This window comes from Oceanisphaera sp., from assembly GCF_052084945.1.
Taxonomy (GTDB): domain Bacteria; phylum Pseudomonadota; class Gammaproteobacteria; order Enterobacterales; family Aeromonadaceae; genus Oceanimonas.
On record NZ_JBQDEX010000006.1, the window covers coordinates 25,770 to 39,913 of the forward strand.

Annotated in this window: 11 protein-coding genes and 1 tRNA gene; 6 read left to right on the plus strand and 6 right to left on the minus strand. The window is 47.6% G+C overall.

The features are described from left to right. Nucleotides 1-49 precede the first annotated feature (49 nt). From ACTHY5_RS01300 to cysK, 4 genes are all read right to left on the minus strand, one after another. Complete coding sequence (locus tag ACTHY5_RS01300; RefSeq protein WP_441875277.1) at nucleotides 50-2,131, minus strand: tRNA(Met) cytidine acetyltransferase TmcA; 2,082 nt, start codon at nucleotides 2,129-2,131, stop codon at nucleotides 50-52. Beyond that, on the minus strand, nucleotides 2,103-2,390 hold the full coding sequence (locus ACTHY5_RS01305) for an HlyU family transcriptional regulator (RefSeq protein ID WP_441875280.1): 288 nt from the start codon (nucleotides 2,388-2,390) through the stop codon (nucleotides 2,103-2,105). The genes ACTHY5_RS01300 and ACTHY5_RS01305 overlap by 29 nt, the downstream gene beginning before the upstream one ends. Before the next feature lie 107 nt (nucleotides 2,391-2,497). Continuing rightward, the gene (gene crr, locus ACTHY5_RS01310) at nucleotides 2,498-3,007 is read right to left on the minus strand and encodes a PTS glucose transporter subunit IIA (protein ID WP_441875283.1); all 510 of its coding nucleotides are present in this window, start codon (nucleotides 3,005-3,007) and stop codon (nucleotides 2,498-2,500) included. Between the two features lie 156 nt (nucleotides 3,008-3,163). Further along, on the minus strand, nucleotides 3,164-4,132 hold the full coding sequence (gene cysK, locus ACTHY5_RS01315; RefSeq protein WP_441875285.1) for a cysteine synthase A: 969 nt from the start codon (nucleotides 4,130-4,132) through the stop codon (nucleotides 3,164-3,166). 249 nt (nucleotides 4,133-4,381) lie between these two features. Here cysK and ACTHY5_RS01320 point away from each other — a divergent pair, with 249 nt between their 5' ends. Continuing rightward, entirely contained in the window at nucleotides 4,382-6,022 is a 1,641-nt protein-coding gene (locus tag ACTHY5_RS01320) for a L,D-transpeptidase family protein (protein WP_441875287.1), read from the plus strand. 329 nt (nucleotides 6,023-6,351) lie between these two features. After that, on the plus strand, nucleotides 6,352-6,936 hold the full coding sequence (locus tag ACTHY5_RS01325; RefSeq protein ID WP_441875290.1) for a DUF882 domain-containing protein: 585 nt from the start codon (nucleotides 6,352-6,354) through the stop codon (nucleotides 6,934-6,936). Here the strand turns inward: ACTHY5_RS01325 and cysZ are convergent. Continuing rightward, nucleotides 6,879-7,661, minus strand: coding sequence for a sulfate transporter CysZ (cysZ, locus tag ACTHY5_RS01330; RefSeq protein WP_441875293.1), 783 nt, complete (start codon nucleotides 7,659-7,661; stop codon nucleotides 6,879-6,881). The genes ACTHY5_RS01325 and cysZ overlap by 58 nt on opposite strands. A gap of 366 nt (nucleotides 7,662-8,027) precedes the next feature. On the opposite strand from cysZ, the gene zipA reads away from it, so the two are divergent. Further along, nucleotides 8,028-9,218 carry a cell division protein ZipA gene (gene zipA / locus ACTHY5_RS01335; protein WP_441875296.1) on the plus strand — a complete coding sequence of 397 codons (1,191 nt, stop codon included), beginning with the start codon at nucleotides 8,028-8,030 and terminating at the stop codon, nucleotides 9,216-9,218. A 125-nt stretch (nucleotides 9,219-9,343) separates the two neighbouring features. Then, on the plus strand, nucleotides 9,344-11,377 hold the full coding sequence (gene ligA / locus ACTHY5_RS01340) for an NAD-dependent DNA ligase LigA (protein ID WP_441875298.1): 2,034 nt from the start codon (nucleotides 9,344-9,346) through the stop codon (nucleotides 11,375-11,377). A gap of 38 nt (nucleotides 11,378-11,415) precedes the next feature. Here ligA and ACTHY5_RS01345 read toward each other — a convergent pair whose 3' ends face one another. After that, on the minus strand, nucleotides 11,416-11,943 hold the full coding sequence (locus ACTHY5_RS01345) for a LysM-like peptidoglycan-binding domain-containing protein (RefSeq protein ID WP_441875301.1): 528 nt from the start codon (nucleotides 11,941-11,943) through the stop codon (nucleotides 11,416-11,418). 241 nt (nucleotides 11,944-12,184) lie between these two features. Here ACTHY5_RS01345 and gltX point away from each other — a divergent pair, with 241 nt between their 5' ends. Together gltX and ACTHY5_RS01355 are read left to right on the plus strand one after the other, a co-directional pair. Beyond that, the gene (gltX, locus tag ACTHY5_RS01350; RefSeq protein WP_441875304.1) at nucleotides 12,185-13,597 is read left to right on the plus strand and encodes a glutamate--tRNA ligase; all 1,413 of its coding nucleotides are present in this window, start codon (nucleotides 12,185-12,187) and stop codon (nucleotides 13,595-13,597) included. Between the two features lie 317 nt (nucleotides 13,598-13,914). Then, a tRNA-Ala gene (locus tag ACTHY5_RS01355) sits at nucleotides 13,915-13,990 on the plus strand. Nucleotides 13,991-14,144 lie beyond the last annotated feature (154 nt).

The window sequence follows — 14,144 nt, forward strand, 5'->3', positions numbered from 1 at the left end:
TGTTTTACGCTGTTAGCCTAGCCGATTTTATATGTAAATAACAAGTAAATTATGATTCAGATGAAGCTTTAAAGAAATGTTTTATTATGTTACGAGCTTGTTGCGTGGCTGCCTTGTAACCAGAGAGGCTATATTGCGCCGCCACTAGGCGAGGGCTAGCGCCTGGGGTAATTAATGCGGCTAATATTTCTTGTTGCTTAATTGTTAATGTGTCGGGTCGGGCTTGGCTTTGAACAAAACGTAATAGGGCTGGCTGATCACAGACTAAATCTCGGTGAAAAAACGCAAAGTCATGAGCAATTAAACTATCTAGTTTGGCAGAGTGAGCGGCGGGCACTAAGCTGAGTTGCTGATAAATAGCGGTGAGATCCTTGGGCCATATACCTTGGCGATAGGCTTGTAAGTTAGCACTAAATTGCCCCTGCCAAAGCGGCAATACCTGCTGGGCTGCAATTGAGCAAGGTCTTAGCATCATAATGGCATGCAAGCCGCTTACGCCGTCGCGATTTTGGCCTAAGCGCAGTGCGTTAAAGTGGTTATCTTGCCAAAAAGAGAGCAGTGATGGGCTGGCGCCAAAGCTGGTGCCAATAAAGTCGCAGTGCACTTTTTGCGGTAAATGTTGCTGTAGCCAAGCCAGTAATTGGCTACCTAAGCCTTGTTGCTGGCAGTGAGGGTGAACCACAATGCGCATAATACGATAATAAGTGTATTGCGTGGCGGTGGCTAAGCCACCATGAAAGGCCAAAGATTGCGGTAATAAATGACCGCGAGGGCGACGCTGCCCACGCCAAATACCTTGACTCAGCGGTGGAGGTAAAGCGCCTTCAGCGCCGAGCAGGGCTACTGCTATCGGTGTTTCTCCTTGAAAGGTCACAGCTAATAATACCTTGGGGGCATCTAACAAGTGGCGTAAATCGCTGGGGCGAGTTTGATAATGTGCCAAGGTGAGCAGACCAAATAGCTGCTGTAATAGAGGATCGTTATCCACCAAGGTGGCAGGGGTTATCCAGCGGGTGTGAAGGGCGGCTTTTTTTATTCCCACAGGAGACTGCGGCTCGGCATTTAGGGCCAGTAAGTTAAAGATCAGGGGCTCTAGCGAGTCTTGTGCGCTCCAGCGGGCGGGTGTCTGTAAGTGTACTTTACGCCAATGAGGTGATAACTCATTGAGTTTAGGCTGAAACTTAAGTTGAAACCCCAGTCCTGTTCCTTCATAACCGTGCTCTGTGCTGGCAAAAATACAGCAGTAACCTTGGGCTAGGGCTAAGAGCATGGGCACGGGAATCGCCGCCGCTTCATCAATTAAGAGTATATCGGCCTTGGGTTGCTCAGCTAAAATGGCGTCGGGTGCCATAAAAGGCAGTGGACTGGCACAGTGTTTGATGGCTTGCGATGGCGCCTCTTGATTCGGGGCGCTGAGTAAGAGAGTTAAACCTGATTGCATTAAGCGCTGTGCCGCTAAACCGAGCAGGCTGGATTTGCCACGGCCACGATCTGCCGTTAATACCATGGGAGTGCGGGTGCGAGCACAGTGCAGCATAGTGGCTAATGCGTGGCGTTGTTGGCCGTTTAAACAGCCTTTTCTATCAACTTGGGGCTGCCAAGGCTGTGCTGACAAGCAGGGCAAAGGAGGAAAGGCTGCCCCTTGATGCCAGATGATAACCTGTTTGTTGTGTTGTAACTCCCGTACAAAGCGCTGTAAAAAAGGGCTGTTTAGCGCTAAAGCCTGTTCGGCTTGTGCTACATAGCGAGTTAAATCAGGGTCTGCATAATCGGGCCATTGGGTAAGTGGTGGGCATAATAGCAACATCACGCCGCCTGCTTTTAAAGTGCCGGCTGTGGCCCCCAAAGCGTCCGGGTGTAACCCACTAAAGGCATTAAAGATTAGGCCGTTGTATTCTTGACCCAAAGCGGCTTTAAATTTATTAATGGCCAGAGCTGTGGTGGTAGGACGCAGCGACGGGTGCTCTCCAAGCCAGAGTATAGGCGCCTGTAAATCGTCGGTCAGTATCTGTGCCTGTGCCATAGCCCAAGCTTGACTACCTGCTAGCACCAACAGTCGGCGTTCACCCTTATGTTGTAGTTGCGCTCGCCAACTGTGCCACTCAGTCAAACAGTCGAGTGCCATTTTCATCAATGACGCGTTTGGCTTTGTCGACCATTAAGGTTGCAGCAAGCTCTGCGCTGGGTAAAAGGTCGGAGCGGATCAGACGGTATTCTTGCTGTTCGCCATTGTTCTGGCGAGTAATACGGCCATGTAAACGAAATTGGCCATGTTCAGCCAAGGGCTCGGGGTGAATACTAAAACCGTGATAAAATTCTTCTGCAAATTGCACCGCAGAAATGGATTTATCAGCTTTTGACTGACCTAGGCGCTTGAGCCAATTAAACATTATGATTACCTAAAATAGAAGGAGGGCGCTTAGCAAGAGCTTAACTTTGTGTTTAAAAGCCGCCAGTTAAAACGGTGGTTGTTTTAGAGTGACGGCCAGCGTACCCGTTATTTTTTAACGCTGAGTATCACATCTTCAGCTACGTTAACGGCACCAGAGTGCTTAGTAAGTGTTTTTATTTCATCCATATTAGAAATAATAATCGGGGTTAGGGTCGACTGAGTGTTGGCTTCAAGAAAGGCTAAATCAAATTCAATAATAGTATCACCGGTTTTTACCTGCTGGCCCTCTACGGCAATGCGCGTAAAGCCTTCGCCTTTGAGCTCAACGGTATCAATGCCAAAATGCACAAATAGCTCTAAGCCGGAGTCAGACTTGATAGAGAAAGCATGGTTGGTTTCAAATATCTTACCAATAGTGCCATTACACGGGGCCACCATGGTATTGCCGCTGGGCTTAATAGCGATGCCGTCACCGACTATTTTTTCAGCAAAGACCACATCGGGCACATCTTCAATAGCAACCAACTCCCCAGAAAGAGGGGCAAAAATATTAATGTTGTTAGTATCTGCTACATCATCAGAGACCATTTTTTTCAACTTATTGAACAACCCCATAATATTCGCTCCTCGCATTAGTTAATGCTGATGATACCAGCGCCATGCCTTAAGCGCCAAGCTCAGCCTTGCTTTCATAGAGAGGGTGATAATAAAAAGCGCAGGCGGTGATAAGACCGTCTGCGCTTTTATTATAACAGGGCGAGTTAGCCGCTATTATGCATTGAGCTCTTGCTCAGTAAACACACCCTGAAACAAAGCGGTGCTTAAATAGCGCTCGCCAGAGCTTGGCAAAATGACCACAATGGTTTTATTAGCAAATTCAGGTAGTTCAGCTAATTTGTTAGCGGCTACTACGGCAGCACCAGAACTAATACCCGCTAAAATACCTTCTTCCTTCATCAAGCGGCGGGCCATTTCAATTGCATCGTCACTAGTTACTTGCTCTACTCTGTCTACAAGAGACAGTTCTAAGTTGCCAGGAATAAAGCCGGCACCAATGCCCTGAATTTTATGAGGGCCTGGAGTCAATGATTCGCCCGCTAATGCTTGAGCAATAACAGGAGATTCAACCGGCTCAACGGCGACGGTAGTAATGGCTTTACCTTGGGTGTTTTTGATATAACGAGACACGCCGGTTAAGGTACCACCAGTGCCCACGCCTGACACAAACACATCAATATCACCATCTGTGTCTTCCCACAGTTCAGGGCCCGTGGTTTTTTCATGAATCTCGGGGTTAGCCGGATTATTAAATTGCTGTAATAACACAAATTTTTCTGGCGCGCTGTCTCTTAGCTCAGTGGCTTTATCAATCGCCCCTTTCATGCCTTTAGCGCCTTCTGTTAGTACTAAGTTGGCTCCCAACGCTTTTAACAGTTGGCGGCGCTCGATACTCATAGTGTTAGGCATGGTTAAGGTAATAGAGTAGCCACGAGATGCGGCAACAAACGCTAAAGCAATACCTGTATTACCACTGGTAGGTTCAATGAGTTCTTTACCGGGAGTCAGTTCACCGCGCTTCTCTGCATCCCAAATCATATTGGCACCAATACGACACTTTATGCTGAAGCTTGGGTTGCGGCTTTCTACTTTTGCTAATACGCGACCTTTGCTAACCCGGTTTAATTTGACCAGAGGTGTGCGCCCAATGGTTAAAGAGTTATCTTCAAATATCTTGCTCATCGTGACTATCCCTACCGTTTATTCATGCTATAAGTATTGAACATAGAGCCAGCTTACCCATTCTTTTTTAAATGAGAAGTGACAATTTGTTATAACAATATGTTATTAAATCATTAAGTGATATTCCATTCCGTTTTCTTGGGCGCTGTTTTTGAGGGGGGAGAGGCAGTTTGCTATCAAGAGTCTAGCAAGCAGGGTATTCTCTTAATAAGATACAAAAGGTTAGTTCAAGGAATGAGGCGGCATTAGATGATGAATAATAAGTGGATAAAGCAATGTCGAACCATCAGCGGACTTTGTTTCTTGCTGTATGTTGGGGTAGGAAATGCGCTAGCTAGCAGTTGGCAGGATGAGCCAGCTGCACAACAACAATTACATCAAGTTGGATTAGAGCTCGCATTAGCAGATGTTCATCCCAAGCTTACCTTGTGGTGGCAGCAGGCGACAAATGCTAATACCGCCTCTGATGTAGCGGACGATAGACTCTTACTTGGCATACAAAGTTTTTGGCGCCATTGGGTGAGTTTATCGTTCATTGAGCGCCAACATTTACGGACGCACCAAGCTGACTTGTCATATACAGACAAGGATTACGATAATCTACAATTAGCGAGCCAGTTACAGCGTCGCGTGCAGTTAGTGGAGGGTATAACGCCAAACTTTGCTAATTATTCGCAGTTACAGCAACAACTTGCTCATTTACTAGAACAAAAGCAGACCGATTGGCCAGCATTGCGTAGTGCAACGGTGCGCCCTGGTGATCGGCTGCCAGTGGTTGAGCGCATTAGAGAAAGATTGCGGATCTTGGGTGATATGCCAAAGGAAGTCGATCTAGATACGCCTTTGGTGCCTGATGTTGATGGCGTACCTGATATTGAGGTTGAACTAGATACTGAGAGAGAGCTTCAAGAACCCATACCCAGTCAAGGTACTGGGCGCTCACTTACCTCAGTTCGCGACTCGCTGCAAACTGAGGTTAATAGCACTTATGCAAGTAGCACTCCTGCCTCTCGCGAGTTTATTGATCCCCTATTGTATGACGCTAAGTTAGAAAGGGCTGTGCGCAGTTTTCAACAGCGCCACGGATTAACGGTGGATGGAGTCATAGGGCCTAACACCTATCAATGGTTAGATGCGACGCCACTTGCGCGGGCACAATTACTGATGCGTAGTATGATGAGAACGCTGATCAGTGATGAGTTGCCCTCTTCCTACTTATTAGTGAATATTCCTGAATATCACATGCGGTTATATCAAAACCAAGTGATGGTATTAGAGAGTAATATTATTGTGGGGCGCGATAAGCGAAGAACGCCCATTATGGAGAGCAAAATTACCAATGTGGTGTTTAATCCGCCTTGGAATGTCCCGCGCTCTATTATTAATAAAGATATAGTGCCTAAGTTATATCGCGACCCCAGTTATATAGAGCGACAAGGTTTTGATGTACTGGAAGGAGGCAATAAGGTGCCGAGTGATGTGTGGCAAACACGGTTAGAGGAGGGCGGTGGATTCCCTTATCACCTGCGTCAGCGGCCTGGACGCGGTAATGCCTTAGGCGCCTATAAATTTCATTTACCCACAACTAATGCTATTTATTTACACGATACTCCCTCTCGGGGTCTGTTTGGGCGGGATAGCCGCGCCCTGAGTTCGGGGTGTGTGCGAGTTGAAGGAGCCGAGCAGCTGGCAAATTGGTTGGTAGAAGAACGGTTAGGCCGCCGCAAATTGGCAGCATTAAAGGCAAAACCAACCACCACCTGGGTTAAAGTCACTGAGCCTTTACCATTATTTATGGTGTACTGGCCCGGCTGGCTCAGCGCTGACGGTATTGCGCATTATCGAAAAGATATTTATCAGTACGATAAACACTTAACGAGTCCCTTTTAAGTACTGGGTTTATACCCTTTGTTATGCCGCGCCAACGTCCGCTTGTTATGATTAGGCGCGTATTATACAGCCACTCTCTGAACGTTGCTTGGTCCCCTTACTTGGGGGCCAAGCGTATCTGTCTTTGTTTTTCACTTAGTAAATGGTGGTTTTTTAGTCTGTTGTAGGGTATTTTCTCTGCTGTTTAGTGTGTACCTATCTGCCAATAGTCGAGCCTCACCACCTAATATATGCCTAGCATAAGGCGGAGGGCTGGCTTGTGCTGGTGTGCCGTTGAAGGAGCTTAGCAGCTGCACCAATATTATTTTTGAATCAATGAGTTTGTTATTATGTTTAACTTTATGAAAGCAGAGCAAAATGCGCAGCACCATAGTCTGCAGACGAGTCGCCGTCGTTTTTTATTGGGCGCAGGGGGCTTGGGGCTAGCTGCCATGTTGCCATTATCGGCACAGGCCAGCTTATCAGCTCCGGTACGTAAGTTACGCTTGCATAACTTACACACCGGAGAGCAGGTAAGCGCTGACTTTTGGGAAGAAGGGCAGTATTTGAGTGATGGGTTAAGTACGTTAAATCATATTATGCGTGATTTTCGTGAAAATGAAGAGTTCGATATAGACCCTAAGCTGTTTGATCAACTGTATTTGTTACAGCAACGTCTGGGTAAGCCGGGTGAAATTCAAATTATTTCGGGCTACCGCTCTCCTAGTACTAATGCCATGTTACGCCGTAAGAGTCGAGGCGTTGCTAAAAAAAGCTATCACATGAAAGGACAAGCGATTGATTTACGCCTGCCCAATGTTGAGCTTTCACAATTACGCAGAGCAGCTCTTGATTTAAAAGTAGGCGGAGTGGGCTATTATCCTAAGTCTAACTTTGTGCACTTAGATACAGGGCCAGTACGTAGTTGGGCATAATGATCAACCCATAATGCGGTTGCACCACATATTGCCACGGGCATTATCAATAAGTTGATAACTGGAAGCCCTGAGCACAGGGTGACTGATGCGCCAAAGCCCCAATTAAGCGCGCGCTTTTTAGCTAACGAGCGGCGCATTAAATCAAAGTCTATTTTGTGGTTATCAAATGGATAGTCGCAATATTGGATAGCCATCATCCAAGCGCTAAAGGCAAACCATGCAATTGGAGCCAGTGTTTGTCCAATGACAGGCACGAAAAATAGTAATAAGCAGGCTAATGCTCGTGGCAAGTAGTAGCCCATTTTGTGTATCTCACGGCTCAGCATACGCGGCGTATCTTTGACTAAATCCAGCCAACCCTCATCATTTATCTCAGACCCAGTGAGCTTGAGTTCAACCCGCTCTGCTAATAGGCCATTAAAAGGGGCGGCAATAAAGTTAGCTACGCTGGTAAATATAAATGAAAACAGCACCACTATGGTCAGTAGCGCTATGGGCCATAAAATGTAACTAAGCCATTGAAGAAAGCTAGGCACAGTACTTTCAAACCATGTAAATAACTGATCAAGTTGCAGATAAAGCCAATAAAAAGCCCCGCTAAATAGTAGTAAATTGATGGCGAGTGGGATCAGGACAAACAGTCGTAAGTCGCGCTCTAAAATAAGAGATAAGCCCCGTAGTAAATAATGAGGGCCGCTAATCTGATGAAAAGGGGCTGGCATATATAGGCTTCCTTAAGAAATAAATATAGTAAAGAGCAAACCTTTAGCTGCCAAGCATTCTGCTGCAGCGGCTTTTTATAAGGGCGCGAAGCCGTTTGTCGTAGCTGGAGCCAACCAGCTGTTTAGCGAAAGTCTGCTCATGTTTACTGCTAAACAGTCTCATTGACTGCCCTTATGGCGGCTATTCTAGATAAAAATGTAAAAAATGCTGCTTTTTATTGCCTTAGTCCCTATCTGACTCTTGTCAAACCTTGATGGTAAACATACCCTTGTTGCTGTATTCAACCATATTCCGGCGTAAGCCATGTTATTTATGCGGATGTTGGCGGTAGGGCTTAACATAAGCAAAAATTTAGAGATGCGATAATGCAGGATTTGCGAATTATCTTGATCATTCTGGGAGCGGTAGCCATTGCTGCTTTACTTATTCACGGATTGTGGACAAGTCAGAAAGGACGTCAAAAAAATATAGGCAACAAGCCGATTAATAAAATGACTCATCCAGCTGATGAGCAGGCAGAGCACGATCCTGACGGCTTTGATAGTGACGGTATCGGCCCGGTGCGTGTGGTCAGCAGTGGTCATCAAGCGGCTTCTTTAGTTGATGATGCTAGTGTTATTGATGATTGGCACGAAACACCGCACTTTTCGGCTGTTAACGAAGATGATGATAAAGCAGATGATGAGCCTCAGGTAGGTTTGCCTCCGCGTTTGTCTAAAAGCACTTTTTCTGGCGTAGAAAAGCCGATTTTTCCGGATGAAGCAAGTGCGCAGACAGTTCCCCTCCCCGAGCCCCCTGGACCAGATGCAACATTACATCAAGGTGAGGTGGCAACAGGTGCGACACAAAGCCGTGAAACTGAAGCAGAACTACGGGTGCGCCGCTATCAAGAAGGCGAGATTGACCCTTTGTTTGACGGGCCTGAGCAAAAAGCGCCTGTGGCGGATGAGCAGCCACCAGAGCCGTCCCAAGCTGAACCTGAAGCGACGTTGGCTGCTGATGAGAAAAGCAGTGCAGCTGAACATACTGAGCCAGACACCATTCGAACAGATGCGCAAACACGACAAGATGAAGTGCAAACCAAGCCAGATCCCACTCCTGAGCCTATGAAGCCGCTGCGTGACGTGCCTAAAACGTGGCAAGATGTGTATGTTATCAACGTGGTAGCGCGACCTAATCAGCAATTACAAGGGCACGATTTAATGCGAGCACTGACGCAGGCTGACTTTAGCTTCGGTGATATGGACATATTTCATCGTCATCAAAATACCAATGCCGAGGGGGAGCCATTATTTAGTTTAATTAATATGGTGCAGCCTGGCACGTTTAACCCTAACGCCATGGCCGAATTTGGTACCCCTGGTGTTTCTGTGTTTATGCAGCTGCCTCACCCGGGCATGGCTAAAAACCAATTTAACTTAATGATTCAGGCGGCAGAGAATATGGCCGACACATTAGATGCTATCTTGTTAGATGGTCAGCGACGTCCGCTAAGCCCCGATTACTTGGCGCAATGTCGAGAGCAACTTAGAGACTTTGACAGCCAAGCTCAGTAAACTGTTTGTATCATTAGATTAAAAGTGCGACCTAATGGGTCGCATTTTTGTTGGTTTGCTTGACGCCGACCCTCTTCGCGCTTCACCAACGTTTTATATCTTAATTATTGATTGGACACTCTTCGATGACAGATGCTAAAGCCCAAATTATTGCCTTGCGTGAACAGCTCGAACGCTATAACGAACAATATTATGTTGCTGATGCGCCCACTGTACCTGATGCTGAGTACGACAGAGTCATGCGTGAGCTGATTGCACTAGAGCAAGCTCACCCTGAGTTTTTAGAGGCAAGCTCGCCCAGCCAAAAGGTGGGAGGAGCCCCAGTGGCGGCATTTACAGCCGTGCGTCATGCACTGCCCATGTTGTCATTAGATAATGTGTTTAGTGAAGACGAGCTCAGTGCCTTTGAAAAGCGTCTTATGTCACGACTCGGAAGTAGCACCACTGTCACTTTTTGCTGCGAGCCCAAGCTAGATGGCTTAGCCGTTAGTCTGCTCTATGAACAAGGGCAATTAGTGCAAGCCGCAACCCGTGGCGATGGCACTACCGGTGAGGGCATTTTAGAGAATGTGCGTACCATTAAAGCCATTCCTCTTAAATTAAAAGGCCAAGATTGGCCCGCACGTTTAGAAGTGCGCGGTGAAGTCTTTATGCCCAGTGCCGGTTTTGCTGCCATGAATGCCGCCGCCATTGCTAAAGGAGATAAGGTTTTTGCTAACCCGCGTAATGCCGCAGCCGGGAGCTTACGCCAACTCGATTCACGCATTACCGCTAAGCGCCCCTTGTCATTTTATTGCTATGGCGTTGGCTTGGTGGAAGGTGAGCCCCTCGCCGAGAGTCACTTTGCCACCTTGCAGCGCCTTAAAGACTGGGGCATGCCAATTAGCCCAGAGGTTAAGCGTATGCAAGGGCGTGCGGGCTGTGAGCAATATTATGCTGATATTCTTAAGCGCCGTGATCAACTGGCCTATGAAATTGATGGGGTGGTGTACAAGGTGGATGATCTGGCTTTACAAGCCGAGCTTGGCTTTGTAGCGCGAGCCCCGCGTTGGGCCACCGCCCATAAGTTTCCGGCACAAGAAGAGCTGACCAAGCTTGTTAATGTAGAGTTTCAAGTGGGGCGTACTGGCGCTATTACGCCGGTTGCTAAGCTTGAACCGGTGCAAGTGGCGGGGGTGGTGGTGTCTAATGCGACCTTACACAATGCCGATGAAATTGCCCGACTCGGTGTTATGGTGGGCGACACTGTGATTATTCGCCGCGCTGGTGATGTGATCCCCCAAGTGGTGGCCGTGGTATTAGAACAGCGTCCAGATAATGTGACGGCTGTTACTTTTCCCACACAATGCCCAGTATGTGATGCTGATATTGAACGTTTAGAAGGCGAGGCCGTGGCGCGTTGTACTGGCGGTTTGTTTTGTGCAGCACAACGTAAAGAAGCCATTAAGCATTTTTCTTCACGTAAGGCGCTTGATATTGAAGGCTTAGGCACTAAGGTAATTGAGCAGTTAGTGGATTTAGCGCTGGTCAAAACCCCTGCCGATGTGTTTAAGCTCACCCACGCCACCTTATTACAGCTAGAGCGTATGGGCGACAAATCAGCCAGTAAGCTATTGCAAGCCATAGATAAGGCGCGAGCCACCACCTTAGCGCGTTTTTTATATGCGCTTGGTATTCGTGAAGTCGGTGAGGCTACCGCCAATAACCTAGCACAGCACTTTTTAACCTTAGAGGCCGTCATGCAGGCTGAGGTGGATAGCTTGTTAGCCGTGTCTGATGTTGGGGAGATTGTCGCTAAGCATATTTATTACTTTTTTCGACAGCCCGACAATCAAAGTGTGGTGCAAACACTGGTCGCTGACGTAGAGCACGGCGGCTGTGGGTTAACTTGGCCTGATATCGAAAAGTCCAGCAGTGACGAGCTGCCATTAGCGGGGCAAACGTTTGTGCTAACAGGCACCTTAACGCAGCTATCGCGTAGTGAGGCGAAAACCGCTTTGCAAGCACTGGGCGCTAAAGTGGCAGGCTCGGTATCTGCTAAAACCAGCTGTGTAGTGGCCGGAGAAGCTGCGGGCTCTAAGTTGACAAAAGCCCAAGAGTTAGCCATTCCTATTTTAGATGAAGAGGGGTTATTGGCCCTGCTGGCTGAACAGGCCTAAAGAACATGAGGGGTTGGGCCATCCAACCCTTATCTGTTTTAAGGTGTTGTGACTAGGCTAAACTCTTGGCCCATGCGGCGAAAGGCACTTAAAAGCCGCCCATGATCATTCACTTCTAAATAATGCAGCTCACCATTAGCGTTAATAACAGCGGTAATATCTTGGCCTGCTTTTACATGGCTCAGCGGCTGATAAGAGGGCTCAGCGCGGATCAGCGCAATCAAATCTCGGCTCGGTAATTGCCATTGGCGAAATAGTGCCGCTAGCGTCTCGCCCTGACTTAGGGTGTGATCACGACGTTGACCCCCCTGAGGTATTTGAACCTCTCGGGTTTCGTTTGCGGCCACTGATAAGTTTAAACGACCACTTATTTTCGCTTGGGGCGCCTTAGCCACGGGTTGCCAAGCAAAGAGCCCTAACCACAAAGGTGTTAATAATAATAAGCCCAGCTTATGCAGCTTAGGCACGCCTTGCCAAGCTTGCACTCCTCGGCCTATGCCTTTACGAACCGGAAGGGTGATGGCATTTATTTTGCTGAGTAAAGACTGGGGTTGATTACGTTTCATTGTTTTTCTTTTTGACATGAGTAAGCACCTCGCTAGTGATCAGTGTATCTAGGGTATGACTACTCGACAAGCCATTAGACTGTAGTTAAGGGCAGAGTGATATCAGTGTATCAGCGCCTATGTTGCTATCTTAACGGCAAAAATAGACAAAGCGTTTAACCCTATGTCTGGCGGTGCTAAAATGCTCGGTACTTTTTGATCCCAGTCCATTTGGGCTTTATTTATTAGCAAAGGCAGAATGATGACAGTTAAAACGCGGTTTGCTCCTAGCCCTACCGGCTTTCTTCATGTCGGCGGTGCTCGTACAGCGCTCTATTCTTGGCTTTATGCTCGCCATCTTAAAGGCGAGTTTGTATTACGTATTGAAGATACCGATCTTGAACGTTCAACCCAAGAGGCGATAGATGCCATTTTAGAGGGCATGCAGTGGTTGGGCTTGAATTGGGACGAGGGCCCTTATTATCAAACTGAGCGTTTTGATCGTTATCATGCATTAATTGATCAGCTGCTAAAAGAGGATAAAGCCTACAAATGCTATTGCTCTCGCGAGCGTCTTGATGGTCTTCGTGAACAGCAAATGAATGATGGTGTTAAGCCGCGCTACGACGGTCATTGTCGTCATTCAGAGCACAGCCATGCTGCAGATGCCTCTTATGTGATCCGTTTTAAAAATCCCACTGAAGGTACAGTGGTATTTGACGATCATGTGCGTGGGCGTATAGAAACCGGTAATGATCAGTTGGACGATCTTATTATTCGTCGAACCGATGGCGCCCCTACCTATAACTTTTGTGTGGTAGTGGATGATTGGGATATGGAGATCACCCATGTAGTGCGTGGTGAAGATCATATTAATAACACCCCTCGCCAGATTAATATTTACCAAGCCTTGGGCGCCCCTGTGCCCGAGTTTGCCCATGTGTCTATGATTTTGGGTGACGATGGTGCCAAGCTGTCTAAACGCCATGGCGCAGTAAGCGTGATGCAATATCGTGATGACGGTTATTTACCCCAAGCGCTGCTGAACTACTTAGTGCGCTTGGGCTGGTCTCATGGTGATCAAGAAGTGTTTTCGGTTGAGGAAATGACTGAGCTGTTCTCACTTGATGCCATTGGCAAGTCGGCCTCCGCCTTCAATACCGATAAGCTGCTGTGGCTCAATCAGCACTATATTAAGACGCTGCCTGCCGCTGAGGTGGCTGAGCATTTAGCTTGGCATATGCAAAATCAAGGCATTGCCATTGATAACGGGCCAGGTCTTGATGACGTGGTGACCTTGTTTGCTGAGCGCTGCCACACCTTAAAAGAGATGGCTGAGCAAAGCCGCTATTTGTTTGAAGATTTTAGTGAGTTTGATGCCACCGCCGCTAAAAAGCACTTACGCCCAGTGGCGGCTGAGCCATTAACCTTAGTACGCGAAAAATTGGCAGCTTTAACGGATTGGCAAGCAAGCGCCATTCATGAGCAAATTAACGCCGCTGCTGCTGAGCTTGAATTAGGCATGGGTAAAGTGGGCATGCCATTGCGCGTAGCAGTGACCGGCGCCGGCCAGTCTCCGGCCATTGATGGCGTGATTGCGCTATTAAGCCAAGCGCAAACCTTAGCGCGCATTGATATGGCTTTGGCCTTTATTGCCGAGCGAGCTAAAGGTTAAAAAAGCTTTCAGCCGTAAGCTAAAAGAGTAAACAGCGCCAAGCGCCCGGCACCAAGCTTAGAGCCAATGCAGCACTTGGGTCATTGCGAGGTACGAAGTAATCCATTCATCAGGCATCTGCTATAGCAAACCTAGCGGTAGCTTTGCGGTATTTTTAAACTGGGTGCTGGGCGCTGCATTTAATCGCCGATAATTTCGACAAGTCGCTTAAAAAGTGACTGCTTAATGGCTGTTTCGCAATTTATGGTTGACAGAAAAATGCTGTCTGCCTATGATGCGCATCGCATTATCGGACTTGTTCATAATGTGTGATAAGCGGGGCTATAGCTCAGCTGGGAGAGCGCTTGCATGGCATGCAAGAGGTCCGCGGTTCGATCCCGCGTAGCTCCACCACTTATTGTGGAATATAAAAAAGCCGCTGCATTATTGCAGCGGCTTTTTTGCGTTTAATCTAAAAACGTATTGGTCACTGAACCTACGCAAGCGCGCGGAAAAAAGGCAAGAGCGAAAAGTGACAACGACTCAAATACTGCTAATGGTAAGGGCT